The sequence below is a fragment of the Streptomyces sp. NPDC016469 genome (assembly GCF_040632905.1).
Lineage (GTDB): Bacteria > Actinomycetota > Actinomycetes > Streptomycetales > Streptomycetaceae > Streptomyces.
The window spans coordinates 269,721-296,379 of sequence record NZ_JBEYCQ010000004.1 but is presented as its reverse complement, the minus strand read 5'-3'; the positions used below and the strand labels follow the sequence as shown (position 1 = coordinate 296,379).

The 26,659-nt window shown below is 67.0% G+C and carries 24 protein-coding genes and 1 pseudogene; 20 read left to right on the top strand and 5 right to left on the bottom strand.

Annotated elements, in window-relative coordinates; all coding sequences use genetic code 11:
- Positions 1-590 precede the first annotated feature (590 nt).
- Positions 591-2,918, bottom strand: a complete 2,328-nt coding sequence (locus ABZ565_RS06610; RefSeq protein WP_361021114.1) for a CRISPR-associated endonuclease Cas3'' — start codon at positions 2,916-2,918, stop codon at positions 591-593.
- Positions 2,919-3,072: 154 nt separating this feature from the next.
- On the opposite strand from ABZ565_RS06610, the gene cas5c reads away from it, so the two are divergent.
- The 4 genes from cas5c (at position 3,073) to ABZ565_RS06590 (ending at position 7,914) form a co-directional block, all read left to right on the top strand.
- Positions 3,073-3,846, top strand: coding sequence for a type I-C CRISPR-associated protein Cas5c (cas5c, locus tag ABZ565_RS06605; protein ID WP_361021112.1), 774 nt, complete (start codon positions 3,073-3,075; stop codon positions 3,844-3,846).
- Between the two features lies 1 nt (position 3,847).
- Positions 3,848-5,680, top strand: coding sequence for a type I-C CRISPR-associated protein Cas8c/Csd1 (gene cas8c / locus ABZ565_RS06600; RefSeq protein ID WP_361021110.1), 1,833 nt, complete (start codon positions 3,848-3,850; stop codon positions 5,678-5,680).
- Between the two features lie 51 nt (positions 5,681-5,731).
- Complete coding sequence (gene cas7c, locus ABZ565_RS06595; protein WP_361021108.1) at positions 5,732-6,601, top strand: type I-C CRISPR-associated protein Cas7/Csd2; 870 nt, start codon at positions 5,732-5,734, stop codon at positions 6,599-6,601.
- 578 nt (positions 6,602-7,179) lie between these two features.
- Positions 7,180-7,914, top strand: coding sequence for a tyrosine-type recombinase/integrase (locus ABZ565_RS06590; protein WP_361021106.1), 735 nt, complete (start codon positions 7,180-7,182; stop codon positions 7,912-7,914).
- A 70-nt stretch (positions 7,915-7,984) separates the two neighbouring features.
- Here the strand turns inward: ABZ565_RS06590 and ABZ565_RS06585 are convergent, their stop codons facing one another.
- On the bottom strand, positions 7,985-8,152 hold the full coding sequence (locus ABZ565_RS06585) for a helix-turn-helix domain-containing protein (RefSeq protein WP_361021180.1): 168 nt from the start codon (positions 8,150-8,152) through the stop codon (positions 7,985-7,987).
- Between the two features lie 2,386 nt (positions 8,153-10,538).
- On the opposite strand from ABZ565_RS06585, the pseudogene ABZ565_RS06580 reads away from it, so the two are divergent.
- Positions 10,539-10,697, top strand: a pseudogene (locus tag ABZ565_RS06580) (transposase); the annotation flags it as partial.
- 77 nt (positions 10,698-10,774) lie between these two features.
- On the opposite strand, the gene ABZ565_RS06575 reads toward ABZ565_RS06580, so the two are convergent.
- Together ABZ565_RS06575 and ABZ565_RS06570 are read right to left on the bottom strand one after the other, a co-directional pair.
- Positions 10,775-11,347 (bottom strand): HD domain-containing protein, encoded by a 573-nt coding sequence (locus ABZ565_RS06575; RefSeq protein ID WP_361021104.1) that lies wholly within the window; start codon positions 11,345-11,347, stop codon positions 10,775-10,777.
- 16 nt (positions 11,348-11,363) lie between these two features.
- Entirely contained in the window at positions 11,364-12,407 is a 1,044-nt protein-coding gene (locus ABZ565_RS06570; RefSeq protein WP_361021102.1) for an XRE family transcriptional regulator, read from the bottom strand.
- Positions 12,408-12,691: 284 nt separating this feature from the next.
- Between ABZ565_RS06570 and ABZ565_RS06565 the strand changes: the two genes are divergently transcribed.
- The 11 genes from ABZ565_RS06565 to ABZ565_RS06515 all read left to right on the top strand — a co-directional run bounded on the left by ABZ565_RS06565 (position 12,692) and on the right by ABZ565_RS06515 (position 21,059).
- The gene (locus tag ABZ565_RS06565) at positions 12,692-13,054 is read left to right on the top strand and encodes a hypothetical protein (RefSeq protein WP_361021100.1); all 363 of its coding nucleotides are present in this window, start codon (positions 12,692-12,694) and stop codon (positions 13,052-13,054) included.
- 166 nt (positions 13,055-13,220) lie between these two features.
- Positions 13,221-14,036 carry a fumarylacetoacetate hydrolase family protein gene (locus ABZ565_RS06560; protein ID WP_361021098.1) on the top strand — a complete coding sequence of 272 codons (816 nt, stop codon included), beginning with the start codon at positions 13,221-13,223 and terminating at the stop codon, positions 14,034-14,036.
- Between the two features lie 34 nt (positions 14,037-14,070).
- Positions 14,071-14,949 carry an acetylating acetaldehyde dehydrogenase gene (locus ABZ565_RS06555; protein ID WP_361021096.1) on the top strand — a complete coding sequence of 293 codons (879 nt, stop codon included), beginning with the start codon at positions 14,071-14,073 and terminating at the stop codon, positions 14,947-14,949.
- Positions 14,946-15,974: a 4-hydroxy-2-oxovalerate aldolase gene (gene dmpG, locus ABZ565_RS06550; protein ID WP_361021094.1), complete on the top strand. Its 1,029-nt coding sequence runs from the start codon at positions 14,946-14,948 to the stop codon at positions 15,972-15,974. Before ABZ565_RS06555 ends, dmpG begins: the two co-directional genes overlap by 4 nt.
- Positions 15,975-15,979: 5 nt before the next feature.
- Complete coding sequence (locus ABZ565_RS06545) at positions 15,980-16,828, top strand: CoA ester lyase (protein ID WP_361021178.1); 849 nt, start codon at positions 15,980-15,982, stop codon at positions 16,826-16,828.
- Positions 16,825-17,355: a MaoC family dehydratase gene (locus ABZ565_RS06540; RefSeq protein ID WP_361021092.1), complete on the top strand. Its 531-nt coding sequence runs from the start codon at positions 16,825-16,827 to the stop codon at positions 17,353-17,355. The genes ABZ565_RS06545 and ABZ565_RS06540 overlap by 4 nt, the downstream gene beginning before the upstream one ends.
- Before the next feature lie 13 nt (positions 17,356-17,368).
- Entirely contained in the window at positions 17,369-18,547 is a 1,179-nt protein-coding gene (locus tag ABZ565_RS06535; RefSeq protein ID WP_361021090.1) for a GNAT family N-acetyltransferase, read from the top strand.
- A gap of 83 nt (positions 18,548-18,630) precedes the next feature.
- Complete coding sequence (locus ABZ565_RS06530) at positions 18,631-19,518, top strand: aminoglycoside phosphotransferase family protein (protein ID WP_361021088.1); 888 nt, start codon at positions 18,631-18,633, stop codon at positions 19,516-19,518.
- A gap of 10 nt (positions 19,519-19,528) precedes the next feature.
- Entirely contained in the window at positions 19,529-20,218 is a 690-nt protein-coding gene (locus ABZ565_RS06525) for a PIG-L family deacetylase (RefSeq protein ID WP_361021086.1), read from the top strand.
- A complete protein-coding gene (locus ABZ565_RS06520; RefSeq protein ID WP_361021084.1) occupies positions 20,215-20,700 on the top strand; it encodes an NUDIX hydrolase in 486 nt (161 codons plus the stop codon). The genes ABZ565_RS06525 and ABZ565_RS06520 overlap by 4 nt, the downstream gene beginning before the upstream one ends.
- A 209-nt stretch (positions 20,701-20,909) precedes the next feature.
- Positions 20,910-21,059 carry a hypothetical protein gene (locus ABZ565_RS06515; protein ID WP_361021082.1) on the top strand — a complete coding sequence of 50 codons (150 nt, stop codon included), beginning with the start codon at positions 20,910-20,912 and terminating at the stop codon, positions 21,057-21,059.
- Positions 21,060-21,101: 42 nt separating this feature from the next.
- On the opposite strand, the gene ABZ565_RS06510 is transcribed toward ABZ565_RS06515, so the two are convergent.
- Complete coding sequence (locus ABZ565_RS06510; RefSeq protein WP_361021080.1) at positions 21,102-21,863, bottom strand: helix-turn-helix domain-containing protein; 762 nt, start codon at positions 21,861-21,863, stop codon at positions 21,102-21,104.
- Positions 21,864-22,487: 624 nt separating this feature from the next.
- Here ABZ565_RS06510 and ABZ565_RS06505 point away from each other — a divergent pair.
- From ABZ565_RS06505 to ABZ565_RS06490, 4 genes are all read left to right on the top strand, one after another.
- Positions 22,488-22,847: a hypothetical protein gene (locus ABZ565_RS06505; protein ID WP_361021078.1), complete on the top strand. Its 360-nt coding sequence runs from the start codon at positions 22,488-22,490 to the stop codon at positions 22,845-22,847.
- A complete protein-coding gene (locus ABZ565_RS06500; RefSeq protein WP_361021076.1) occupies positions 22,844-24,019 on the top strand; it encodes an MAB_1171c family putative transporter in 1,176 nt (391 codons plus the stop codon). Before ABZ565_RS06505 ends, ABZ565_RS06500 begins: the two co-directional genes overlap by 4 nt.
- Positions 24,020-24,023: 4 nt before the next feature.
- The gene (locus ABZ565_RS06495; RefSeq protein WP_361021074.1) at positions 24,024-25,205 is read left to right on the top strand and encodes a cytochrome P450; all 1,182 of its coding nucleotides are present in this window, start codon (positions 24,024-24,026) and stop codon (positions 25,203-25,205) included.
- Between the two features lie 871 nt (positions 25,206-26,076).
- Entirely contained in the window at positions 26,077-26,214 is a 138-nt protein-coding gene (locus ABZ565_RS06490) for a hypothetical protein (RefSeq protein WP_361021072.1), read from the top strand.
- Positions 26,215-26,659 lie beyond the last annotated feature (445 nt).

Here is a 26,659-nt window from a genome sequence, read left to right as displayed (position 1 = left end):
GCCCCGGTGGGCGACCGCCACGCAGGGGGACGGAACATGGTCGGCGGAACTCACCCCGTTGCGATCCTCGACCGCCCCAGAGGGCGACCGCCACGTCTTCGTCGAGCAGTGAATCGGCATCAGTATCGCCGTTGCGATCCTCGGTCGCCCCCCGGGGGCGACCGCCACGCGCGTGCGCATGTGGCTGGACGCGTGGGCGCAGCCGTTGCGAGCCTCGGTCGCCCCGGAGGGCAACCGCCACGGCGAACCGGCCCTCGGCGGTGCCCGCGAACAGGCCGTTGTGATCCTCGGTCGCCCCGAAGGGCGACCGCCACATCTCGGTACTTGTTGGGAGCATGCGCACATCTTTGTTGCGATCCTCGGCCGCCCCGGCCGACGACTGCCACATCGGCCCGGGTATCGGTTCCCGAGCGGTCTCAGCCTGTTGCGATCCTCGGCCGCCCTGGACGTGTGTTCCCAGCCCGCGCAGTCGGCATTGCGAGCGGGCGACCAAAGCACCGAAAGGGACACTTTGCTTCGGTGCGATCTGCGTGTCGTGTATGTGCTTGAGGTTCCGGCGTAGTTGAAATGCTACTCGGTGGTCTGAATGGTCATGCGGGAGGTTCGATGCCTCGTTGGGGGTGGTAGGAGCCGACCCACTGGTGCAGGTCACCGGTGATTTCGATGGCGTGGCCGGCGTTGATCGCCAGTTCCAGCTCCCGTTTGGGAATGGATGCCATGTGTTCCTGGAGGGCTCGGTAGGTCGCTGGCGTCGGCAGGCCGTGGCGGAGCTGGTCAACTGCCTTCTGGACGGCCTGTCGGGCTTCTTCTTCGAGGCGGGGACGGATGACGACCACAGCCAGGGAGTGCTCGTTGTCGATCATCCGCATTCTGCGTGCGACCTCCGGGTAGTGCAGCTTTGCTCGCAGCGCCTCGATGACTTCCCCGGTGGCTCCATTGGGGTCCTTGGAATGCTGTCCTGCCTGGAGGCGGTAGCGGTGCTGGTAGTACGAGCGGAGAGCGTCCAGATCGTCGGGATCAGCCAGCCCGTCGCCGAAGCGACGGGAGGCTGCTGCGATGGCGCATGTGTTGTAGACCATCTCCGGCTTGAGGCCGTCCTGAGGGTCGAATACCGTCATGACGCTGTCCTTCACGGGGCGCTTGCCCTCGCGGTTGATCCGTCCGGCAGCCTGCTGCTCGGACTCCGGTGTTGATTTGGCGCGATACCCGCGGGGAAAGTCGAGGTTGACGCCGGCTTCGATGAGAGAGGTCGACACGAGGAAGGTTCCCATACCCTCCCCCAGACGCTGTTTCGCCGCCTGGATGGTTTCTCGGCGATGGCCGCCGGTCATGCGGGTCGACAGATGCAAGATGCCTGGGTTTTCCTCGTGGTTCGTGCCGATCCAGGCGCGATGGATCCGATTGGCGTCCTTGGTCCCATTGACCACGACGAGGACCTGGTCGTGGTCGGCCGCCTCGGCGGCGATGCTTGTGAGGGTCACGTCCGGGCCGGTCCGCCACTCGTACCTGACCCGGCGCAGTTGTTCGAAGAGTGGCGCGGGGGCGGCGACGACGTCACGTTGCGGGAGGCCGGAGCGCCAGGGATTCAGTGCGGCGAGTTCCGGCTGGGTCGCCGATGACAGCACGAGGGTCACGCCGTAGTGCTCCACGAGTTCCCGCAGACCCGAGAGGATCGGCGTCAGGAGCCCGTCGGGAAGAGCCTGGACCTCGTCCAGGACGATCACGGAGTTGGCGAGCCGGTGAAGCCGGCGGGTGGCCCATGGGGTGTTTCCGAAGATCGTTTCGATCAGGCGGACGGTGGTGGTGACGATGAAGGGAGCATCCCAGTTTTCGGTCGCCAGTTTCGCCCACCGGTTCGGTTGTCCACGTTTCTGGCCGTGGCGTGCGTTGGTCGAGGTGCCGGGGGACTGTGGTGCTTCGACGTTCACGGCAGAGTGGTGTTCCAGCACCACCGGTGGTCCTTGCTCCGGGTCCAGGAGGCTTCGGTACTCTGCTGCGTTCTGCTCGGTGATCGAGATGAACGGGACTGCGACGATGACGCGTCGCAGTCCGTGCAGGGAAGCGTGGCGGAGAGCGAAGCCGCCGCCGGTGAACGTCTTTCCGGCGCCCGTCGGAAGGTGCAGCCGGTACACGCCAGGCTTGCCAGCGGCGGCCTCAAGGGCCTCCTGGTAGACGTTCTCACGCAGCTTGTCCAGCCAGGAGGCACCCTTGGAACGCTGACGTTCGACAATGGCCCCCTGTCTGCGGGCCTCGTACCGCTCCCATAGCTCATGCATCCCGACGTGCGGCCTGATGTGCGTGCCGGGCCTGAAGTGGGCGGCGGTGTCGAGCCGGTCGGCGTCGATCACGGCCGAGTAGGTCATGCGGACCAGCATCTCCACAGCGGCCGTATCGCGCGGATCGAGCCAGTTCGGGACGGTGGGGCATGAGCCGTCCAGGACTTCCGGCATGACCATGGCTACGCGGTGGATCGCTTCGTCCACCTCGCTGGAGTCGATCATCAGGGATTTCAGGCGGAGTCGGACTTCCGACCACGCGGACAGACCGGTGTGGTGTCCCTCGATCACTCCGGCGCATGGCAGCAGGGCGGGAACCCGTTCGGCCGTCCGCGCGAACAAGAGCGTCCCGGCGTTGTTATGCGGGGGTCGTCTGATCTTGCGGCCGGTGGTGGCCTCCTCGATCAATCCTTCCTGCCATGCACAGGCTCCTTTGCCCGTGTCGTGGTCGCGTCCGAGCCGGTAGGCGAGATCTCCGCCTCCCCACGGCTCGGCGAACCGGCTAGCCAGTTCGGCCGTACCGCGGGCGTGATCTTCGTACCAGTGCCATGTCCCTTGATGGCCCGGCGAGTGAGCCACGAGCCTGTCTACAGGGGACGGCAAGACACCCTTTAGCGCAGCAACTGCCCTTTGTACAACCATATTTGACTTTCTATCAGGTATGCGCTGAGATCCGACCAGATCGCCGCATACATGTCGAAGCGCAGGTGCAGACTTCGGGGTCGCGCGACGTAAGGAAGGTAGACGCAGGCACTGACAACAGCCTGCGCCAGAAGGCAAGAATGGGAACAAGTGCATGACTGCGTCACATCCCCGAAAGCAGCTCGAGGTAAGGGCTGACCGGCCCCTTCATGTCCAGGTGGAGACATGGGGACCGCTGGCATGCTTCACCCGCCCGGAGCTCAAAGTCGAACGTGTTTCCTATCCGACTATGACCCCCTCCGCAGCGAGAGGGCTCCTGGAGGCCATCTTCTGGAAGCCGGAGATGACCTACCGGATCGAGCGGATCGAACAGCTCAAGCCAGTGAGGTGGACCCGCTTCCGGCGCAACGAGGTCAACAACTCGATCATCACCAAGAACGCCTACGTGAGCCTGCGGGCCAACAACGGCTACTACTATGACGTCACCGAAGACCGCGGTCAGCGGGTCACCGTCGCCCTGAGCGATGTCGCCTACCGCGTCCACGCGACCATCCACGCCACTGGTCGGTGCACCGCGCCGCTGCCGAAGTACCGCGACCAGTTCGACCGCCGGCTCGTACGGGGCGCCTGTTACGAGCAACCCCATTTCGGCTGCCGTGAATTCGCAGCCTTCTTCGGGCCCCATGGGTCGGCGGAGGAAGCCGGTGCAGTCACCCCGGCTGACCAGACAGGCATTCCGCCCATCGACGAACTCGGACTGATGCTCCACCACATCGAGTACCTCCCGAAAGGCAAGGAGCGCTACCACTGGTTCCGGGCGAGCCTCGAGCACGGCGTTCTCCATGTGCCCGACCGCCCGCTCGCCCCCGCCGAAGTCAGTGGCATGCCCGGCGCCGAGGGGCGCGCCTCCGCGGACGGGGTGGCCTGAAATGCTGCTGCAGAGCCTTGTCCGGCAAGCCGGCAGCCGCCAGGACGACACCCCCGAGTACTACCTCGCGCGCCGGGTCATGTGGCAGATCGACCTATCCGGCACCGGCATGGGGAGCACCGAACCGCTGGTCATCGACCTTCGTCAGGAACAGCGGAAGATCACCGCCCCGTACACCGGCCGCTCAGGGTCCAAGCCGGCACCACTCCTGTTAGCCGACACCGCACAGTTCGCGCTCGCCCACCCCGGCCTGATCAAAGGACCGGACGGGGAGAGGACTCTCTCAATCGGCGCTGTCGACGTCACCAAGGCAAGAAATCGACATGCCGCCTACCGTGACCTGGTCACCTCCTGGTGCGACGACCACCCACATCTTCCCCAGGCACAGACAGTGTCCGCGTGGCTGAATGGCCCGATGCCGACCGCGTGGCCGCTGGAGATGGACAAGGACCACCTCATCGCCATCAGCGTGGACGGCGAGTGGCTCCACGACCTGCCAGAGGCCAGGAGCTGGTGGGCCGAGAAGGTCAAGAAGGCCAAGAGCGGGAGGACGGGCAAGGCGAACCAGGGACTCTGCCTCGTGTGCGGACACGTCATGCCCCTGCTGTCCACGCTGCCGGTTCCCATCAAGGGCATCCCCAACTCCGGGATGAACACCCAGCTGGTCTGCCTCAACCAACCCGCCCACTTCCGTGCCGGCACCAAGCAACTTGGTGCCACCCCCATCTGCGTCGACTGCGGCACCAAGTCCGCCACCGCTCTGAACAGGCTGCTCGCCGACCCCGAACACCGCGCCTTTGCCGACGACTCCGCCATCGTCTGGTGGACCCGCGATCCCGACACCGACACATCCATGTGGACTCTGAGCGACCCCCAGCCCGAGGAAGTGGCCCAGCTCGTCGCCGGCCTCCGCCACCCCCAAAGGGGGCGAGACGCGCTGACGGTCCTCGACGAGGATGCCTTTTACGCCCTCACTCTGCGGGTGAACACCAACAGGGTCATCGTCGCCGACTGGATCACCATCCCTGTCCCCGAACTGAAACAGAGACTCGGGACCTGGTTCGCCGACCAACAGACCTGGGACGGCTGGAACAACATCTACACCTACTGGTCGGTCTGGCGGCTCGCCCTCGCCTGCGCCCGCTGGGACAAGCGCAAGAACAAATACATCGACACCACCGTCCCCAAGCACCTCCAGGCCGACCTCACCAAAGCCGCACTCCACGGCGCCGCACCACCAGCTCATCTCCTGCCGGTCCTCCTGCAACGCATCCGCGCCGACCACCACCTCGACCGGCCCCGCCTAGCCCTGCTGCGCCTCGCCCTGATCCGTACCACCACCCGCCACAAGGAGCTCTGTGTGCCCCAGCTGAACCCCCAGTCGACCGAGCCCGGCTATGTATGCGGACGGATCATGGCCATGCTCGAAGCGATCCAGCGCAAGGCCATGCCCAAGGTCAACACCACCATCACCGACAAGTACCTGAGCACTGCCGTAGTCTCCCCCCGAGCCGTCCTCACCCGCCTCCGTATCGGAGCACGCCCGCACCTGCGCACCATCGGCCGGGCCAGTGACCCCGCAGCCAAGGCCATGGACAACAGACTGCGAGACGTCTTCGACCTGCTCGACACCATTCCCGCGCACCTGAGCGCCGAGCAGCAGGCCCTGTTCATCCTCGGCTACGACCACCAGCGAGCCCACTCCGCACGTGCTGCGGCACAAGCCATCAAGGCACGGGAAGCCGGCAAGGAACTTGCCGCAGAACAGCAAGCGGACGCCCTTCCCGAAGTCTCTGCCGAGGACACCGAATCCTCGGACAGCACCCTCTGGTAGACGCCTGCCGCCACCCGTTCACCACTGCCCCGGAAGGACACGAGCACAACCATGACCGACGCGCACCTGGACCCCACCCGCAAGCACGACTACGTCTTCCTCATCGACGTCAAGGACGGCAACCCCAACGGTGACCCCGACGCCGGAGGCATGCCCCGCACCGACCCCATCACCGGGCAGGGCCTCATCACCGACGTCGCCCTCAAGCGCAAGATCCGCAATACCATCACCCTCGTCCACCAGGGCAAGCCCGGCTTCGAGATGTACGTAGAGCAAGGTGTTGCCCTCAACCCGCAGATCCAGCGTGCCTACATCGAAGGGGGCGCCAAGGAAGGCGAAACCGCCACCGCGCAAGAATGGATGATCCGAAACTTCTGGGACGTGCGCCTGTTCGGAGCCGTCATGTCCGTGGGCGACCAGAAGAAGCACGCCGGCAGGGCCCGCGGACCCATGCAGCTCACCTTCTCCCGCTCCATCGACCCCGTCACCCCACTCGAGGCTGGCATCACTCGTGTCGCCCCGAACAAGCCCGAGGACCTGGCCAAGGGCAAGGTCACCGAGATGGGCAACAAGCACTACATCCCCTACGGCCTCTACCGCGGCCACGGCTTCTACTCCGGAGCCCTCGGAGCCAAGGCACGAGTCACCCCAGAAGACCTCGCCGCCTACTGGCAGTCCCTGACCATGATGTTCGACCACGACCGGGCATCCTCCCGCGGCGAAATGGCCATGCGCGGCCTGTACATCTTCTCCCACGCCGACGCCTACGGACGAGCCCCCGCCCACAAGCTCTTCGATCTGATCCGTATCAATCCCCTGGGTCACAGCGAGGCACGATCCTGGGACGACTACACCGACCGGATCACCATCGACGAACACAACGTGCCCGCCGGGGTGACCCTGACCCGATTCATCGACTGAACTCATCTTCCGCCTGCAAGGATCACAAACGCCCATTTGTCCTCGCCACCGAGCGGCGCGACATGCGTCGATCGTTCCCCGAGACAGCCGAGGGTCGCAACGCCCCCTTTCCTCAGGGCACCGCAAAACACTACTCAGGTGGCGATCGTCCTCGGAACGGCCGAGCGTCGCTACCAATAGCGCAGACCACCACGGCGAGCTGTATTTCCGGCTAGCGCTTGCCCTTCAAGGCGACCGAGGATCGCAACCACATAGTGGCCAGCCCCATAGTGGATGCTTTGGCCCTGGCGGTCGCCTGGTGGGAGGCCGCGGATCGCAATGGCACCAAAGCCGAAGACCTGGGTGTAGCTCTGTTTACACTAGAACCGATCTACCGGAATGGCTGAGGATCGAAACGCCTTCGACGTCGAAACTCTGGGCCCACACCTGGGCATGTGCCGGTCGCCCTTCAGGCGGCCAAGGGTCACAGCCCCAAGCAGAAGACCATCAGGGTCGACGCCCTTGGTGGCGGTCACCGTCCGGGACGGCCGAGGATCGCAACTAGTCCTCGTCGGCCAGCTGCACACTGCCGGTCTCCGGTGGCGGTCGCCCTCCGGGCGGCCGAGGATCGCAACTACATGGTCACCCGCGGGGAGGCGGAACTCGTCGGGATTGGCGGTCGCTCTCCGGGGCGGCCGAGGATCGGAACTGCCTCCCGTTGCGCACCCACGGCATCTGCAACCCCGTGGTGGTCGCCCTCCGGGGAGAAGCTCCGGGTTGCCGGCGATGACGATTTCCTCCTGATCACCGACTTGATGAGCGGTTGCGGAATGCGCAACGGAGAAGCGGCAGCGGTCAATATCAACAACATCGTCGCCGACGACATCTACCGAATAACCGAGCAAGTGAACCAAACGACGAAGCTGTATGACCGCCTCAAGCACCGAAAATTGGGCGAGTACCGCGACACACCGCTCCCCGCCCACACGAGGCAGACGATCCTCTGGTACGCCGATAAGCACGGGACGAGCCCCGAGGGGTACTTGATGCGTCATCCTCGGGATCCCAGCCAGACGTACCCGGCCTACAGCCTCTCCAATCAATGGAAGCGAATCAAAGCCTCCGGAAATGTGGACATCCCGGAGGGGCTAGTGATCTACAGCTTCCGGCACTACTTCGCCTCGAACTGCTTGAGTCACGGAATTCCGATCACCGACGTAGCAGAATGGATGGGCCACAGGAGCCTGGATATCACGTTCAAGATCTATCGCCACCTAATTCCGGGTTCAATCGGAAGGGCCGCGAAGATGCTCAATATGGGATTGGCTGCATAGAACGTAGGTGGGGCCCCTGTCGGTACACGCACAGGGGCCCCACGGGGCCGTTTCCTTAGAGCGACGACGTTCAGAGCTGCCGCATCCGAACCCAAGCCTGAACTTCCGAAGACTTGAATTGAATCTTGGCGTTACTTCCATTGCCGAACTTGTCAGCCTTCAGCCCCACAGCTGCCGCCTCCCTGTACACCCAAGGCACGGACATGTTGAGGTATTGAGCTACCTGCCTTACATCCATGAACTGCACAGCCATCACTGTCCGCCCTTCCAGTGGAACGTCTAGGTCTCCGAGACGTTCATATACTCCACGGGGCCTGCGCTTTGGATTGGCCGGGAAATTCCGCTAAGGTGTCATCTCGTATGTTCGGACGGGCGGACGCCAGGTTCATTCACCTACACAACGACGCTCGTGGCTTGGATACATCGGTCGAGGTTCGGCGTGCCCACCGTTGCGCTCCTCGGTCGCCCCGGGGGCCAACGCCGCCGGGACCGCGGCTCTGCCATATCCGTTGCGATCCTCGGTCACTCCAGAGGGCGACCGCCAACCTCGCGCTGGTGCTGTGTGGGTCAACGTCCTGCCGTTGTGATCCTCAGACGCCCCGGAGGGCGACCGCCACACATCTCCACCTTGCCGTAGCCGGCCTTGCCAAGGTTGCGATTCTCGGTCGCCCCCGGGGGCGACCGCCACGTCGGCCGCAGCCGGCGCGTTCACACAGGACCGGATGTTGCGATCCTCGGCCGCCCCGGAGAGCGACCGCCACCGGATGCCGACGCCCTGAATGCCGACGTACAGCAGGTTGCGATCCTCAGCCGCCCCGAAGGGCGACCGCCACCCGAGCCGACGATGATTCGTACGGCGGTCGCTGAGGTGTTGCGATCCTCGGTCGTCCCGGAGGGCGACCGCCCATACGCCTCCGCGAGCAGCAGCACCAGGTTCTCCTGGTTGCGATCCTTGGCCGCCCCGGAGGACGACCGCCACCAGGTCGGTCTTCGACCACAGGTCCAGCGCCATCCCGTTGCGATCCTCGGTCGCCCCGGAGGGCTACCTCTACCTCGGCGGTCTCCTCGTCTTCGCCAGGGTTGTGCGTGTTGCGATCCTCGGCCGCCGCGTAGGGCGACCGCCACGGGGCGATCCTGCGCAGCCACCGCAGCGTCTAGGCGTTGCGCTCCTCGGTCGCCCCAGAGGGCGACCGCCACCGTTCCGCTGGATCACCGGTCTCGCGTCCGTCTTCCTGTTGCGATCCTCGGCGCCCCAAAGGGCGACCGCCACCGCAGAAGGGGATGTTGCGGTAGACGGGTTCAATGCTGTTGCGATCCTCGGCCGCCCCGGAGGGCGACCGCCACTTCCTCGTCGGTGTGATCACGACCGTGGTCGTGCCGTTGCGATCCTCGGCCGGCCCGATGGGCGACCGCCACCGCCCGAGTCGACGCGCCCGCGCACGTACCCGACGTGTTGCGATCATCGGCTGGCCCCGAAGGGCGACCGCCACGTCCACTGGCCGACGGTGGGCAGCGGCCCCGGGAGGTTGCGATCCTCGGCCGCCTCGAAGGGCGACCGCCACACGGTGAGGCGGACCCGGTCCGGGTGCTCCCGGACGTTGCGATCCTCGGCCGCCCCGGAAAGCGACCGCCACGATGGCCAGCGGGTCCGTCCCGTCGTACAGGCCGGTGTTGCGATCCTCGGCCGCCCCGGAGGGCGACCGCCACCACGCTGTCCGCCTCACCCTTGGCACACTCGGTGAAGTTGCGATCCTCGGCCTCGGAGGCCGACCGCCACCACCGCACCGGCAGATCAGCGCGTAGCCCCCTTCCATGTTGCGATCCCCGGCCGCCACGGCCTGCCGGGCCCGTACGGCGCGGAGGGGGCACGAGTTGCGATTCTCGGCCACCCCGAAGGACGACCGCCACCGCGCTTGACTCGGACCACGTCTGTTCGAGGAGGATGAGTCCTGCCTGGCGGGGCGGTAGGCGTAGTGCTCCCGGACTTCGACTATGCGCATATAAAGGCATTGAAGACACTGAAGACATAGAAACCCCCTTGCCAGCACGAACCTCCCCGATTCGCCTGGTAGGCAGAAGCTACACGAGCCCACTGACAGTCAAAGGAAAAACTGGGCTTACGGGAAAATGGCCGCGCCGATGCTGCATCCTCGAACTCACCCACTCCGCTGAGAGCCGTTGGCGGTTCGGAACCCCAAGCACACACGTGACACGCGGGCCGCGCCCAAGGAGAATGTCCGAAACTCCGGGCCTGCAGAGGAGTTCATGGAGAGAACCCAGGCGGATTTGAGGTAAAGGCCCTGGTCAGCCAGCCTGGCGGTCGCCCCCGGGGCGGCCGAGGATCGCAACTTGACCGCGGCGGCGAAGTCCTTCTGCGACATCTTGTGGCGGTCGCCCTCCGGGGCGGCCGAGGATCGCAACCACAAGTCCGCGATGCTCATTGCTTCGGCCTGCCCGGGTGGCGGTCGCCCTCCGGGGCGGCCGATGGTCCATCCCGTCCTGCCCCGAACCGCTGGTACTCCCCCGACCGCCGTGGCGGTCGCCCTCCGAGGATCGCAATGTGGCCTGGGCGCGGTTACTCGGATCTCCCGACGCCGGTCGCGCGTTGGCGCCAGGCTGGCTGTATGAGCCGTGGCGATCTGACGAATGCGGAGTGCGATCGGCTGGAGTCGTTCTTACCTCCTGGTGGTGCGCGTGGTGGTCGGTGGAGTGAGCACTGTCGAGTGGTCAACGGTGTTCTCTACAGGGTGCGGACCGGTGTGCAGTGGCGGGATCTGCCCGAGCCGTTCGAACCGTGAATACGGCGTAGCCTCCGCCGATCCGGATCGCTCCGGGGCGGAGACTACGTCGTTTCACTCAGTCAGCCGAGGAAGGTCTGGCGCCATTCCAGCGGCGACATCGTGAGCGCCGCCTCGGCCAGTTCTCGGGCGGACGCCGTTTTGAGGCTGTTCAACGATGTGTCGATCCAGTCCTGCACCAGCGTGTTTCCCTGCGCCCGGTATTCCACCGCCTGCACCAAGCACTCCAGCTTGTCCGCGTCCTTGGCCACGATCGCCTCGGGGCTGTCGTTGGCCTCGTACTCCTCAACCACACGCTGGACTCCGGCCTTCACCGCCGGGTGCGCGCGGGCGGTCTGGTCGGCGGTGACGGTCTCGTTCGGCGCGGCCTTGATGTAGCGGCGGCCGATATGGGGGATGTCCCCGATCCGGGTCTCTTGGGTGTCGTGGAAGATGCACATCAGCGCGACCTTCGCTGGGTCCACACCTTCCATCATCGCGAGGACGGCACCGATGATCCCAACTCGGAACGAGTGGTCGGCGATCGACTCGGGGTTGTTGTTGCCGGTGAACCACCAGCCGGTCCTCTTGGCCTGCTTCATCACGCCCATCTCGAAGATGAAGCCGGCTGTGCCCTTTGCCGTGTCGTCCGCCATGTGCTGACCTCCGCTCTCAGATGCGATCACGCAAAACGTAGTGCACGACGTTGAGTTCGCGGCGGGACCTTTCCGAGATCCCATTCCCGTCCAGCACCCTCTCGGTACGTGCTTCAAGCTCCCCCGCCAGCCCCTTCGCCGCTGCTGGGAGCCATGGGTGCGCGATCAGCAGCGCCCAAAGGGTGTGGGCGTACAGGTCGACATACCCAGGGGCGTAGTGGAACCCTCGCACCAGGCCCCGCAGTAACGTGACCGGGTCCCAGGCGGTCAGTTCACGATCCCGCATGAACCGGTCGTCGGACTGTGGCAGTCGTACGCCGCCGAGCCAGTAGGCCCAGTAGTTCAAGTTAGCGGCCTCGGCAGTGTCGTCGTCGGCCAGGGACCGCTCGATGAAGTCCCTAAGCGGTTGGGGATCACCCAGACGGGCAAGTGCGGTCGCCGTCGAACGCGCCTCCGCCCAGTGCTCCGACCACCCCCGTCGGGCCAGCACCCCGCGCCGTGCATGTAGGGCTTGCGCCGTCCAGGACGCCGCCGCGGGTCCCCGGTCGTATGAGGCGAGATAGAGCGCCTGGCGGTGTAGCAGAGCCCCACCTGCCGGGCTCCGCGCCGCTTCGGCGGTATCCCGCAGGTTCTCGAAAAACTGCGCCCGCTCCCCTATGCCGAGCTGCGGAGCAAGAGCCGAAGGCCCCCGCCTGGGTGCAGGAACCCGGCTGGCGAGGGCTGGGGGCGCCAGTCCCGTCAAGGCCCACGCCAGCATGTGCGCGGTGTCCCTCGTGTGCACCCACGACGCCAGCGGGTGCAGGTCCAGCTCCTCCGGTGCGTCGAGCGCTGCCCCGATGATCTGGTCCGCGTCCATCGCCGGATCGAGTAAGCCCACCACCCGCGGATCCGCTCCGAGTAACCCGAGCCGGCGCCGCAGGCTGAGCAGCGCGCCCGCCTTCATGTTCGCCAGTGGGCGGCGCCCCGACTCCCAGCCCTGCAAGGTGCCCAGGTCCACATCCAGGGCCTCCGCCATCGTCGTCTGCGTGCGGGGGATGCTCTCCCGCGCCAGCCGCAGCACGAACCCCGCAACCGATCCTTTTGCCGCACGTCCCCGTGCGGGCGGTCTCGCTGCCATGTCCTGCTCCCCGAGTGCGCGTTATCCCCCAACCCGTACTGCCAGTCAGTCCTACCGCGCTCAGAGTGACCGTACGTTCAAGACGCGGAAACCGACAGCACCCGGATGGGTTCGACCTGTTGACGCATTCGGTCGGAGATTAAGGACTCCGGGCGGCCCCCGAGGCAGCGGGCCTCGTCGCGTCCCGAACCGCGGCCCGCTGCTGCCCACACGAGAGGAGCGACCACGTGACCGCCTCCGAACTGCCCCGTAGGGCCCCCGGCGCGAGCGGCCGGACGTACGCGCCGCCGGAGCCCCAGCCGGGTGCGCCGAGCCGTGCTCTGCGCCTGCGGGCGGCCGACGGCTGGGAGAAGTTCATGCGCCGCCGCGAGCCGACCGGAGGCGGGAACGTGAACCCGGTCCATCCGGACGGGTACGAGCAGCACCCACTCCTGAACAAGAACGTCCGGGACTCTACCTCGCACGGTGAGGGCCTCCTCGTCGCCGTGACGCACGAGCTCCACAGCCACGGCACCGTGCGGATCGCGCACATCCGCCCCCGGGGTGGGATCGAGTGGACGACGGCCGCGGACAACATCCAGCTCCTGTGACCCGGTTACGCCTCTGGTCCGGCTGGCGCCAGCACCTGGCTATCCCCGCGTTCGTCGTCGTAGTCACGTTCGTCGTCGTCGTCGCGCCGGCCATAGCCGGCACGCCTAGTTCCTGAATCGCCCCCAGCCGCAGTCTTCTGCCACATTCAGCGAAGGAGAAGCACGGATGGCCAAGTTGCTGAACTCCCACGTGCCCCATGGTGGGAAGCGACCGCCCCTCGCCGCCCTGGCCGGGGAACTGGCGGACGCAAGCCGCGTCCGTGCTCCCGTGCCGTCGCTGACCAGCCGGGTCCCGGGCCTGACTCTCGAAGATGCGTACCGCATTCAGCGACTCAACGTGGCACGTCGCGTTTCGGTGGGGGGCCGCGTCGTCGGTCACAAGATCGGGCTGACCTCGCTTGCCATGCAGCAGCAGATGGGCATCCACGAGCCCGACTCCGGATTCGTCCTCGACGACATGATCGCGCCCAGTGGCAGCCGCTTGAGCATCGCGGACTTCATGGCGCCCCGGATCGAGACGGAGATCGCCTTCCGTATCGGCCGCGACCTGAACGCCCCCGCAGACCTTCGTACCGTCCGCGCCTCCGTGGCGGAGGTGTTCCTCGCGTTCGAAGTCCTCGACACCTGCTTTACCGACTGGAACATCACGCTGGTCGACAGCATCGCCGACAACGCCGCGTGCGCCCGGGTCATCACCGGAACCCCGGTCCCCGTCGACGACATCGAGGACGTCGCCGCAGAGCAGATCACGGTCAGGTTCAACGGCCAGACCGTGGCGACCGGAGAGGGACGCGACATCCTCGGCGACCCGTTCAAGGCGCTGATGTGGCTGACGTACCGCCTCCCCGTCCTCAAGACCACGCTGCGCGCGGGCGACATCGTCCTGGCCGGTTCCGTGCACGCCAGCATCCCGCTCACCGCCGACATGGACATCCGGGCCACGTCGCCCCGGCTCCCCACCATCCATACGCACGCCGTCTGAGTCCTGCCCGCTTCGTTTGAAGAATGGAGTACACGTGCTGAACACGGCCGTTCTCGGTACCGGTCTCCTCGCCCTCGACCTGGTCGAGCGCATCCAGAACTCCCCGCACCTACACTGCGGTCTCGTCGTCGGCCGCGCCCCCGACAGCACCGGCCTGAGCAAGGCCGCCGCCATGGGCTGCGCCACCGCGGCGGGCAGCATCACCGCCCTGGCCAACTCGAAGGAGCCGTTCGACATCGTCTTCGACGTCACCAACGCCTTCGCCCACCCCGAGCACGCTGCCCGCCTCGCCGGCACCGGAGCAACGGTCATCAACCTGACCCCCGCCAACACCGGGACGCTGATCTTTCCCGCCATCAACGGCGACCAGGCCGCCGCACACCAGCACATCAGCCTCGCCTCGTGTGGCGGCCAGACCTCGATCCCCGTCCTCCACGCCATCACCCAGCACTACCCGGCCCTCCACGTGGAGATGGTGGCCACGGCCGCCACCAAGAGCGTCGGCCGGGCCAGCCGCCTCAACCTCGACGAGTACATCGAGACGACCCAGTCCGCGATCCAGCAGTTCACCGACGCGGACACCGTCAAGACCATGCTGAACATCAGCCCCGCCACGCCGCCGCCGCGCTTCCGCAGCACGATGACGCTCCTGGCCCCGGGCGCGGGGGCGGAGCCGGTCCGCAAGATCGTGGATTCCACGGCTGACACCATGCGGTCCTTCGTCCCCGGCTTCCACGTGGCCTCGTGCACCGTCGCCGACGACACGATCCGCGTGGCCGTCGAGGTCGCCGCCACCCGCACCAACATGCCGGTGCACGCGGGGAACCTCGAAGTGATCAGCGCCGCCGCCATCCATGCCGCCGAACAACACGCCCTGACCCGGCCCTCGGCAATGAAGGAGTACGTACGATGACCTCCAGCAACCAGGGTCGCCTGATCGTCCACGACCCGACCCTGCGCGACGGCCAGCACGCCGTGCGCCACCAGCTCGACCGCCACCAGATCGGTGCCTACGCCGCCGCCGCCAACGCGGCCCGCGTCCCCGTCGTCGAGATCGGCCACGGCAACGGACTCGGCGCGTCCTCCTTCCAGGTCGGACACAGCAAGATCAGCGACGACGAGATGCTGTCCACCGCCCGCGAGGCCCTCACACACAGCAAGATGGCCGTCCTCATGGCACCCGCCTGGGGAACCTCCGCCGACCTCCGCAACGCCGTCGTACGCCACGGCGCGGACGTGGCCCGTATCGCGGTGCACTGCACCGAGGCCACCGCCGCTGAACGCCATCTCGGAGTCATCCGGGAACTCGGCGCCGAAGCACAGGCCGTGCTCATGATGAGCCACATGGCCGATGCTGGGCAGCTCGCCGAGCAGTGCGCGCTTCTGGTCGGCTACGGGGCTCAGGCCGTCGGCATCATGGACAGCGCCGGTTTCTACCTGCCCGAGGACGTCACCGCCCGCATCGGCTCCATCGCCTCGGCGGTGGAGGTGCCCGTGATCTTCCACGGGCACAACAACCTCGGTATGGCCGTGGCCAACTCCGTCGCCGCCGCCGAGGCCGGAGCCCGCGTCATCGACGCGTGCGCCCGGGGGTTCGGCGCGGGCGCGGGCAACACCCAACTGGAAGTTCTCGTGCCCGTGTTGGAGCGCTGCGGCCACGCCACAGGGATCGACGTCCGGCGCCTGGCCGACGCCGCCGACCTCGCCGGGCAGACGCTCATGCCCGCGCCGCCGTCGATCGACTCGACCGGCCTCGCGTCCGGACTCGCCGGCGTCTTCTCCGGGTTCAAGAAGCCCGTCCTGGAGGCCGCCGCGCGCGAAGGCGTTCACCCCTGGGACCTGTTCCAGGAACTCGGCCGCCGTCAGGTGATCGCCGGGCAGGAGGACGTGATCCCGGAGGCCGCCCGCAGCCTCGCGACGCGGGGAGCGGACCGGTGACCGCCATGACAGCCCCGGCCGGCGTCTGGTTCATCACGCCGGGCCACGCGTCCGAGCGCTTCCCGACCGCGCACGAGTGCGGCGCGGACGTCGCGCTCGTGGATCTGGAGGACTCCGTGCCCTCTGTGGCCAAGCCGTCCGCCCGTGCCGCCGCCCGCGGATTCTTCGCCGCCCCCGCCGCGCCCGAGTGCACGCTCGGTGTCAGGATCAGCTCGCCCGCCACCCTCGACGGCGTTCGCGACCTTGCCACCATCGCGGTCTTCCCTGTGAAGCCGCAGATCGTCTTGATCCCCAAGGTGGAATCGCCGCGCGACTTCGAGATCGTCGCCGGTGTCCTCGACACCCCCGACTACACGCCCCTGCTGTACGCGCTGATCGAGACCCCGCGCGCCGTGGAGGCGCTGCCGTCGATCGTGCGGGCCGACCGAATCGCCGGGGTCCTGTTCGGGACGGCCGACTACGCGACGTCCGCCGGCAGCGCCATGGGCTGGGAGGCGATGCTGCACGCCCGGTCCGCGCTTGTCACCAGCGCCGCCGCCGCGGGCATCCCGGCCATTGACTCCCCGTTCTTCGACCTGGACGACCTCGACGGGCTGCGTCGTGAAGCCGAGCAGGTCAAGACGCTCGGCTTCGCCGGGAAGTGCTGCGTGCACCCTCGGCAGCTCTTCGCGGTGACGGAGGTGTTCCGTCCGACGGACGAGGAGATCGCCGCCGCCCGCACCATCGTCGAGGCCGCCGAAACTGCCGGCGGACGTATCGTCCGTGTCGGCCACCAAATGATCGGTCCCCCCATGGTCGCCGCCGCCCGCTCCCTCCTCACCCGTGCCGACACACCACACGAGGTGCGCGCATGAGCACCGTCGGCCCGCAGGGGTACCGGCGGATCGCCGAAGGCCGCTACCGGGAGGTCGTCGGTCTCGGGTTCGACGAGCTGACCGTGGGCCTGGTCATCGAGCACCGGCCCGGACGCACCCTCACCGAGACCGACAACGTCTTGATGACGACGCTCGGCGGGAACGACGCTCCCCTCCACACGGACGCCCACTACAGCAGTCTCACCGACTGGGGCCGCCCCCTGGTCTGCAGCAGCATCACCCTCCACATCGTCGGCGGAATGACCGTACGCAGCACCAGCGGCCTCACCCTGGCGAACCTCGGCTTCGAGGAGATCTGCTTCACCCACCCGGTCTTCGTCGGCGACACCCTCTACGCGGAGACCGAAGTCACCGGCCGTCGGGTATCCGGGAGTCGGCCCGGGACGGGGATCGTGACCTGCCGCACGACCGGCCGCAACCAGAACGACGAAGTCGTCATGGCGTTCAGCAGGAGCTTCCTCGTCCCTCTCGACAGCGCCTCCGTCCGAGACCGCACGAACTACTAGAAGCGGACGTCCCATGCCCGATCGGACCCTGTTCACCGAGGTCGTCAACGACGACCACTGGCAGCAGTACGACAGTCTCGCGGCCCGGAGCTACGGCCACCCCGTGGATGACATCGCCCTCCTGCGTCCCCATGCGGATATCCGCCTCGCGGTCAGGGACGGTCACGTCGTGGCCGGCGGTCTCGGCCTCCTCCTGCCGCAGTTCTTCGGCGGGGCCCCAGTACCGTCCGCACTCCTCGGCGCCGGCTGCGTCGCCCCGGAGGAACGCGGAGCCCGCCTCTCCCTCCGCATGATCTCCGAACGCCTGCGCCCGCTACGCGACCAGGGAGCCGTGGTCTCCACGCTCTGGACCGCGTCCAGCGGCTACGCCCGCCGCCTCGGCTGGGAGGCCCCCACCCAGGTGTACTCGTGGGCCGTCCCCACCGACGAACTGAAACGGCGCTTCACTGAGACCGGATTCGAGATCACCCACGGCACGAACGCGAAGGTCCGCCTGCTCCAGAACGACCTGGCGGCCTGGTGGAACGGAACGTGGCAGCGACCGCAGTGGTGGGCGGACTGGCAGCGGGGCAAGCACCCCGGCCTCACCACCTACCGGTTCAACCGGCCGGGGCAGGAGCCCACCGGCGTCCTCTGCGTGGCCAACGAGCCTCACCCCATCGAGGGGCGGCAGGTCGTCGTCCACGACTTCTGGGCGGCGGACCAGGACACGGCCGCCGCCATGTTTGCCTTCCTCGGCCGGCACAACAGCCGCATCCCCACCGTCGCCTTCCAGCGGACCGGTCTGCCGCCCGGACCGCTGCTGCTGCACCGCCTGGACCGTCCCGGCTCCCTGACCGCGCGGTCCTGGCACCCGTGGATGCTCCGCATCCTGGATCTGCGCCGGGCAGTGCAGCTGCGCGGCTGGCCCGACGAGGTCAACCTCACCCTCCCGATCGAAATCGTCACCGAGAGCGGCGAGGCCACCGAGCGCTACACGCTCCGGATCACCGACGGAAAGGCCGATCTGGAACCCACCACGCGAGCGGGACAGATCACCCTGACCAGAGGACAGTTCGCCGTCTGGTACGCCGGCGGCTACCGCAGCACGGCCGCCGCCACCCTGGCCGGAGTGGCCGCCCCTCCGCGCACCGTCGCCCGGTTCCTGGCTGTCACCACCGACCGTGAACCGTGGCTCGCTGACCACTTCTGACCCGTATGCCGCGCGGCGCCGCAGTACCCTTCACGCTTACGGGCCGATCCCACTGCTTGCACGCAATTCGGAGAAACCACCACATGACGCGGAACACCCCCATGCCTCCTGACCTGCGCCGATGGATCACCGAGAGCCTGCCGGACGGGGACCCCGACAAGGCCGAGGACGTCTCCTGGGACCGCGGCGACTCGCGAGTCTGGAGGGTGCCCACGGCTGGGACCGAGGTCTTCGTGAAGCTCAGCCCGAGCCCGAAGGACTACGAGCGGGAGGTGGCAGGCTACGCGTACGCGGCGCGTGTCCTCGCCCCGCAGGAAGCGCCCCGCCTCCTCGCCGCAGATCCCGGCTTGCAAGCGGTCATGACCTCGCTCCAGCCGGGCCGCGTCGTACGCGGGCTGCCCCTCGGCAGGCAGGAGGAGCTGCGGGTGCACGAACGGGCGGGAATCTTGCTCAGGCGCTGGCACGACGCCTCCTCCCCCGCCTCGAAGCAGGACCGCGACACGATCCACGCATCCATGGCCGGCCAGGCGAGCGAAGCAGCCGCCTGCCTGGAGACCACCGCCGGACACCTCGACGACAGGCAGCGTGCTCTGGTCCAGTGCGTTGCCCACGAGCTGCCGCAGCTCGCCGAGAAGCTGCCCGTCGTGTACCGGCACGGCGACTACGCCACCCGCAACTGGCTGTGGGACGCCCACCACGGCTACGGCGTGATCGACTTCGAGATGTCCGCCCACGGCGTCGCCGTCGAAGAGTTCGTGTGGCTGTGCGGAGCGGTATGGGCGCCCCACCCGGACCTCAAGGCCGCATACTTCACCGGATACGGCCGCGCCCTGTCGGACAGCGAGGAGAGGGCGCTGCTCCTCCTCACCGCGAGGCTCGGTGTCTCCTACCTCGCCACCGGCCTCTCCAAGCAGAACCCGGTGCTCGTCAGGCGGGGGCACCTCGTCCTCAGCCGCCTGACGCACGCATAGGGGCGTCCTGATGACGACCGTCCTCATCGTCGTGGCACACCCCGACGATGCCGAGATAGCCATGGGGATGCGCATCCACGAGTACGCGAGGCAGGGAGCACGGGTCTGGGTGCACTGCCTCACCACCGGGGCACCCGGACCGGACGGCACCCCGGAACGCAGGGACGAGTGCGTGGCCGCCGGCGCGATCCTGGGCGTGGAGAACTACAGCTTCTCGAACATCCCCGACACCCGGTTCGTCGAGAATCGCGGCGAGATCAACAGCGACCTCGTCAAGCTCCTCGACGAGACCCGCCCGGACGTCGTCTACACGCACTTTCCCGACGACCAGCACCTCGATCACCGCGTCACCGCGCAGGAGGCCACGACCGTCGCCCTGCGCGCAGCCAACAACCTGATCTACTTCCGCTCCCCCTACAGCATCGGGTTCGAACCCACCAAGATCTTCGTGGGCACCCAGGAACTCCTGGACCTCAAAGCAAGGGCTCTGAGGTGCTTCGCCTCGCAACAGCAACTCGACATGGACGTCTTCCGCAAGCTCGCCGAGGTCGTGTACCGACAGCACGTACACCACCGCGTGGTCGAGCGCTTCCCTCCGGGGACGAACTCCGCCGAGCTCTTCCGCACAGCGAGAGATATCGAGTTCGCAGGCCGGGCAGATCCATTCCAACGACGCCCCTCCACGGAAGGACCCGCATGAGCCCGACCTGGCTCCCGCCGGAGCAGTACGTCAAGACGATCGCCAACGCGACCTCCTACGCGGGCTTCTACTTCACCGACACTGCGGGCCGCCCCATCCAACTCCGCTCAGCCCTCAGCGCGGAGACCTGGCAGTGGCCCGGCGGGAACATGGACCACGGCGAGACCCCGTGGGAATGCGCGGTACGCGAGTGCAGCGAGGAGACCGGCATCACCTTCGCGGGCGAGAAGAAATTCCTCGCGTTCCACTTCATCAGCCAGGGAACGAACTGGCCGCTCAACAAGTTCGGCGTCATCTTCGACGGCGGCCGGCTCACCGACGAGCAGATCAATGCCATCGTTCTCGACCCCGACGAGCACACCGAGCTGCGAGTGCACACCGTGGAGGAGTGGGAGGGGATCATGTCGCCGTACAGCTTCGCCCGGCTCAAAGCGACCGACGACGCCCGGCGTACCGGGACGATCGCCTATCTGGAGAGCTGACGGCCGCACCCATGCCCCCTGTCTCGTCATGGATAGAGGGCACGGTCCTGTTCACGGCCAACTCCAGCCACCATGGGGCCACGGTGCGCTGCTTCTTCCTGCCGGGTGCCGTCGTCAGAATAGGGCCATCGTGTCGGTCGGCTCCGTGTCGGGCTCGGGTTCGCTGATCTGGATCTCGGCAACGCGCGGAGATCCGAGTAGTGGCTGCCATGCGCGACCAGAACGTGCTCCGGGTCGCCCTGCGCGCGGATGGACTGAGTACATCGAGTCTGAACATGGTGAGCACGGTGATCGAGCAGGCCCGCAGGCTTGAGGGGATGCCCGAAATGGACAACTCGGACCTGCTCGACGACGAGTGACGGTAGGACCAGCCGGGGAAGCCTGCACCGCCCTTAGCCCGATCAGGCACCCATGCCGCTCTGCTGGTCCTGCAGCAACACGTTCACGCAGAAGAGTTCGCTGTGCATCGGCCGCACCGTGACGATACGGATGGCGACTTCCCGCCCTTGGTGGCAGGGCAGTTTGAGCCGTCGGAGGTCGCCGTGGGAGTGGTCGACCACCTCGCGGCGATCCCACATTTCTCGTGCAGCCGGCGAACCCTCCAGGATGTCCCGCTCAAGGCGAAGCAGTGCCTCGTTGTTCGGGTGGTGGGCTCGCTCGTAGCGGATCTGCCCCAGAAAGGGCCGTGCCCAGTCGCGTTCCCATGCGACCAGTTGTTCGCGTGCCTCCGGATCCAGGAACACCCATCGCATCTGGTTCGCCTGGGATGATACCCACGGAAACCAGCGCAGCAGCGGGTCGTTACACGCAATTACGTTCCATGCAAGGTCGGTCGCATAGGCGGGAGCGGGGGTTTGGTTGTCGAGGAACTGTTGCAGAAGTTTCTCGTCCACCTCCGGGACAGCACCCGCTTCCAGAGATCCTGCGGGGGCTGGCGGGCGGCCTAGCGCATTGAGGTAGAGAGTCCGGCGCTCAGCGGGACTTAACCGGAACAAGGAAGAGAGCCGGTCGAGAAAGGCTGGCGAGTACTCAGCTTCGATCCCGCGCTCAAAGGCGCCGTACCAACGTTCGCTCACTCCCGTCAGGCGAGCGACATCGCGCTGCGTCAAGCCCTTCCCTCTGCGGCCTTCTGCCACCAGACCAGTGATTTCACTGGGACTCATACGCCCCCGCCATGTTCGCAGCAGCGCAGGAAGCGACCCTGGGTCGCGGTCACCGCTCACGCCCTCACCCTCCACCGCGGTCGCACGGCCCCGAAATAGGCCTCTGCTACGTGACCTGTGCCACAAACGACCGCGAGCTCTCATCCCGCGATCATGGTTCAGTCATTCAGCGTAGTCAGACAAAGGGGGCCACTTGCACTGCCCTCGATTGAGCGTCATATCACGTCGGGCCGAGTTTTCAGGGCGCGGGCAGCGGAAGGAGGGCGGAAGCGACAGCCTCTCCGCTCGATCAGTCTACTTTTGAACTCACTTTGCGTAGTCGGAACTGCCAGTTCCTGGAAGCGCAAGTTCCTGCTTTCGTTTGGCATTCTTTCCACGCCCGCTCAGCAGCAAGAGTCGGGAATTGACATACGCCAGACCGAAAGGTCGGAGACTGCCATGCCCTTGTCACAAGCGAACGGATCGCGGCTACGCGAGTGGTGCGAGGACCAGGTCGATCTCCTCCACCTCCCACATCCGCTGACCACACGGAAATTGCTCGAATCGATAGCCGCACGCCGCGGCAAGCAAATCTTGATCAGGCCGTTGTCCACTCTTGGCGCAGCCGTCGACGCTCCCTGTGGCATGAGAATCGAGACTCCGACCGCAGACCTCCTCTTCTATGAGGAGGGCACATCTGTGCATCATCAGCGGCATATCCTCACGCATGAGCTATGCCACGTGCACTTCAACCACCCCGGAACTCTGGAAGTCGACGCCGCCACCGCTCGTTCCCTCGGAGTGAACCCAGCGCTGATGCTGCGCATGTCGGGTCGTACGAGCTACTCGACCGACGAAGAGCGCCAGGCCGAGATGATGGCCTCGGTGATCCGACGGCGTATCTACCAAGACCGGGAACGCCCTCCCTCCAGGCCAAAGCAAGGCACGGAAAGCTGGGACGCTCTCTTCTCCCAGCCCTTCAGGAAGCGCTGGGTAGGCCCGTGAACATCCTCTTCCTCAGCATGGCTCTGGTACTCGCTCTGGCCGGCTTCTTCTGGGTGATCAGCCGCGGAACGCCTCGCCCTGCGGGTACATGGGCCGTGGGTGCGCTTCTCGGATCTCTCGCTCTCGCCTTCGTCTCCTACGCCCCCGTGTTCGAGAGCGCCGTCGAGGGTCTCGCGCCACACGTCGCCCGCCTTATCAGTAACTCGGCCTCGCTGGCGGCGGCCACCGCAGCCCTCGCCGTTTCCGTCCAACTCAACCTGGACCGAGTGTCGGCCGCGCGACGCATCAGAGTACGACTCGTAGCCCTCGCCACTGCCGTCCTCGGCATGACCGGCCTGTTCGTGTACGAGCAGATGAGCCGCCAGTCCGCCCAGGCGTACGCTCTGTACCTGCTGCTGTACGTGACCTGCCTCGCCCAGTCCGTCGTCGGCTTCCTGGCACAGGCCCTCCGCCAGGCAACAACAACCCGCCGACGCGCCGTGCGAACCGGTCTGCGTACCGCAGCGGTGGGGTGCGGCTTCGCACTGCTCTACCTCGGCTACAAGACCCTGCGCCTCGTCGACCTCGGCCTAGGACTGGGGCTCATAGGCGAGCATTCGAGATGCTCGTCGCTCGCTGCCACGCGCTGCATGTTCAGCGTGACTGCTCCGGCACTTGCCGTCCTGCTCATCTGCCTCGGCCTGACCTTGCCTGCGGTGGCCTACCCGCTCAGCCAGAGACGCCGCCGGCACTGGGAAGCTGACGCTGTCCAGGCGCTGGACACCTTGTGGAGGGACTTGACGGCGGCGATGCCGCACATCGTTCTGGCACCCGTAGACGACGTATCGGACGACACGGGCTTCGCCCTTCAGCGAAGAGTCATCGAGATCAGCGACGGAGTCCTCGCCCTGCGTCCCTATCGATCCCGAAGGGCCCTCGAAGCAGCCCGGAAGACGCTCGTCCCCGGCGCAGGCCCGGAGGACGCAGCACTTGAGGCAGCTATCGTCAAGGCGGCCCTCGCCGACCTCGCGGCAGGCCAGCCTGCCGACGACGTAATCCCCTTGCCAGCGACAACGCCTGGACGCGGGAATCTGCGCGAGGAAGCCGAATGGCTACTCGAGGTGGCCCGCGCCTACACCAAGACTGCCGGCTGGGTCACCGAAGGCACCCCATCGACGCATGTTGGAGGCTGAACAAATGACCGACCCGGCCCAGGACGACCGACCTCCGCAAGGCCCTTACCCCGCCGCCTCCACGACCAAGCGGTCCGCCAGCCCCGTGCACCCGCTTCCCACCGGGCCAGGTAAGCGCCCCGGCTATCTGGTCACCGGATATCCGGAGGCACGAGCGGCGCTCAACGACCGCCGCCTCTCGAAGGACACAGCGGTCTTCTTCGCCGGCAAGGAGTCAGGGCGTCGCCTGCATCCAGCGGTGGCACACACGATGCTGGCCACCGACCCGCCGCACCACACCAGATTGCGCAAGCTAGTGACCGCGGCGTTCACCACCGGAGCCGTCGAAGGGCTGCGCCCGTTCATCGCCCAGGTCACCCACGAGCTGCTGGACGAATGCCCCGCAGACCAACCGTTCGACTTCATGGCCAGTGTGGCGGTGCCGCTTCCGGTGACCGTGATCTGTGAGCTGCTCGGCGTCCCGGAGACCGACCGAGCCGATGTCCGGCGCTGGTCAGCCGAACTGTTCGCAGCCGAAGAACCCGACACCATCGACACGGCCTCGCACCACATCGCCAACTACATGACGAGCCTCGTTACCGCCAAGCGCCGCTCCCCCGGCACCGCCCTTCTCGATCGGCTCATCGCCGTCCGCGACGGAGGTGACCACCTGAGCGAGACAGAACTCGTCTCCTTGGCCGTCTTTCTGCTCGTGGCCGGCCACGAGACCACCGCCAGCACCCTCGGCAACGCCCTGCTCGCGCTGCTCCAGCACCCAGCCGCACTCCGCCGCCTCCGCGACGACCCGGACCGCATTCCCGCCGCGCTGGACGAACTGATCCGCTTCGATTCGGCGGTGAGCACAGCCACCTTCCGTTTCACCACGGAAACCATCACCCTCGGCGGGACCGAAATCCCCTCTGGCGTGCCGGTGTTGCTCGCCATCGGAGCCGCCAACCGTGACCCAAGACGATTCTCGGAGCCGGACCTACTCGACCTGGACCGGAACGCAGCCGGACACCTCGGCTTCGGCCACGGCATCCACCGCTGCCTCGGCGCACCCCTCGCCAGAGCCGAGGCAGAGATCGCCCTGCGAGCGGTACTCACCCGCTTCCCTCGAATCCGGCTCGCCATACCGGCCGAACACCTGCACTGGAAGCACACCCGCCTCGTACGCGGACTCGCGTCACTCCCCGTACTGACGTAGCGATCCGGCGCCCGCTGCCGGGGCGTATGGGAAGGCCCGGGTTCGCCGACGGCGTCATGGCCTGCGCGAGGACAGACAAGTAGCCTGTGTCTCCGTGAGAAGGCTTGAGGCAGGAGCGTTCTCGGCGGACCGGACTTGAACTGATGCCCGTCGCCGGCCACCAGGCGTACGACGCGGGGCGGGAGCGCGGGGTCCGCTGCGATATCGACTGCGCCGAGAAGAATGTGCGCCAGTTGTATCTGGGGGCCGCGCGAGGTTGCGATCACGAGGTCGGCTCGGGCGTGAGGAGGCTGAGGTGCTCGGTGTCGTTGTGCCGGTCGAGCATCCAGCGGGTCTGGCCCAGGCGCCCGCGCTCGTGCGGGGGCGCAGGCTCCGATCGCAACGGCGGCCGCCGCCAGAGGAGTGTCCGCCCGGGGCCTTCCGGCGGCAGTTCGCCCAGCCTGGCGACCTCAGCGCCGAGCCGGTGCGGTGTGCCGCGCGTCCCAGCTGTAGATGAACTGGGGGGTAACGCCTTGTCGATGTACGGGGCGACGGCAAGGACCAGACGCTGGCGGCCCGCTGTCAGTGGTGCCTGATATCTGTTGTCCTGTTAGGTACGCCGCAAGCATGCCGATCGCCGGGAGAAGCGATTCATGCCTTTCACTGCCGTGCATCCTGAACCGAGCCGCCTCGACTCATCCCTCCCCGGCCCCGGACGCGGCCTGGAAGGGGACCAGATCCACAAGGTCCATCCCCGTATCCACCTCACCTGCCCGACTGTTCCTGAGGCCTGCACCCGAAGGTCTCCCGGTACGGGATTCACTTCTTCTTCTGCCACGACCGGGACCGGCCGAAGTCGTGCGAACTGCTGAACAAGTCGTGGGAACACCACATGCTCAAGCTGGAAATGGCGGGCGCGATCCGGGCGGCCAGGTGCTTCGCGGCGCTGGAGGTGCCAGCCGAGCACGGGGCGTGGTGCGCGGACGTCACGGCTACGTCCACGGACGGAAGTCAGCGCATGGCCTGGTAGGCCGATCCGGGTGTGCTGTCAGCGCGAGGTCGGCGGTTCGGGGCCGTGTCCCGGATCAGCTCGCCATGCATGTGCGCCAGCCCGAGGCACCGCACGTCACGTCGCGGTGCTGCCTGGCTGTGAGCGCCAGGTGCGCAGCACGGACAGCCGTACCCAGGGCCAGGGCGAGGGAATGGTGGACTTCATTCGTTCTTCCTTCGTGATTGGAGAGGGTGTCGGGGCCTCGGGCCCGATCCGTCTGCCGCGTGGAGGAGGGGCGGACAGAGCGGGCCGAGGGCCGACTGGCCTCCGGGGAGAGCTGTGCTCTCACCGGGACGGAGCCTTAACTTCGGCGGGCAGGACGCATCACGTCGAAGGTGCTGGGGAGCTTCCAGACGCCCGGCAGGCCGTTGATCACGGCAGCCCTTCCGCCGCGTCCGGTGCGGCGGAGATCCCGGATCGTTCG